The sequence below is a fragment of the Streptococcus sp. GMD1S genome (assembly GCF_000296875.1).
In the GTDB taxonomy this organism is placed as follows: Bacteria; Bacillota; Bacilli; order Lactobacillales; family Streptococcaceae; genus Streptococcus.
The window spans coordinates 1-845 of record NZ_AJQY01000390.1; the positions used below are offsets into that span (position 1 = coordinate 1).

Consider the following 845-nt stretch of genomic DNA (forward strand, 5'->3'; position numbering starts at 1 on the left):
CTCATGACCAATGCGACTATTGACTGGGACAAGAAAATAGCGCCAAGTGCCATCTATGAAGAAGGTGCAGTGGTCTTTCCAGTTCTTCATGGTCCGATGGGAGAAGATGGTTCAGTTCAAGGATTCTTAGAAGTTTTGAAAATGCCTTATGTTGGTTGTAATATCTTGTCATCCAGCCTTGCCATGGATAAAATTACGACCAAGCGTGTCTTGGAGTCTGCTGGGATTGCCCAAGTACCTTATGTGGCCATCGTTGAAGGCGATGATGTGACTGCTAAAATCGCTGAAGTTGAAGAAAAACTGACTTATCCAGTCTTCACGAAGCCGTCAAATATGGGTTCAAGTGTCGGTATTTCTAAGTCTGAAAACCAAGAAGAACTCCGTCAAGCTTTGGAACTTGCCTTCCAATATGACAGCCGTGTCTTAGTAGAGCAAGGGGTAAATGCCCGTGAAATCGAGGTTGGTCTCTTGGGCAACTACGATGTCAAGAGCACGCTTCCTGGTGAAGTGGTTAAGGATGTTGCCTTTTATGACTATGATGCCAAATACATCGATAACAAGATTACCATGGACATCCCAGCCAAGATTAGTGATGATGTGGTAGCTGTCATGCGTCGAAATGCTGAAACAGCCTTCCGTGCGATTGGTGGCCTCGGTCTGTCTCGTTGTGATTTCTTCTATACAGATAAGGGCGAGATTTTCCTAAATGAGCTTAATACCATGCCAGGTTTTACCCAGTGGTCTATGTATCCACTACTTTGGGACAATATGGGAATCAGCTACCCAGAACTAATCGAGCGTTTGGTTGACCTTGCTAAGCAAAGTTTTGACAAGCGCGAAGCGCA

The 845-nt window shown here is 45.0% G+C and carries 1 protein-coding gene; it reads left to right on the forward strand.

The window, feature by feature from the left end; translation table 11 throughout:
* Positions 1-845 (forward strand): D-alanine--D-alanine ligase (locus tag GMD1S_RS10565; protein WP_000675032.1); only part of this gene is annotated, 845 nt, incomplete at both ends.